This window comes from Priestia sp. 53B2, from assembly GCF_056099005.1.
Map to the genome: position 1 here is coordinate 1 of NZ_JBLZXA010000098.1, position 255 is coordinate 255.

Consider the following 255-nt stretch of genomic DNA (forward strand, 5'->3'; position numbering starts at 1 on the left):
TTTAAGTCCTGTGTGTCTGCCAATTCCACCACCCCGGCAGGACTTATATATGTGGAGCGGAAGACGAGGTTCGAACTCGCGACCCCCACCTTGGCAAGGTGGTGTTCTACCACTGAACTACTTCCGCGCATATATGAAATTAATGAAAGATGCGGGTGAAGGGACTTGAACCCCCACGTCGTAAGACACTAGATCCTAAGTCTAGCGCGTCTGCCAATTCCGCCACACCCGCGTGTGAATATAAATGGTGAGCCA

Annotated in this window: 2 tRNA genes; both read right to left on the bottom strand. The window is 51.4% G+C overall.

The window, feature by feature from the left end:
- Nucleotides 1-52 precede the first annotated feature (52 nt).
- Nucleotides 53-127 (bottom strand) — tRNA-Gly (locus ACN6NE_RS31295).
- Nucleotides 128-150: 23 nt separating this feature from the next.
- Nucleotides 151-232 (bottom strand) — tRNA-Leu (locus ACN6NE_RS31300).
- Nucleotides 233-255: the final 23 nt, after the last annotated feature.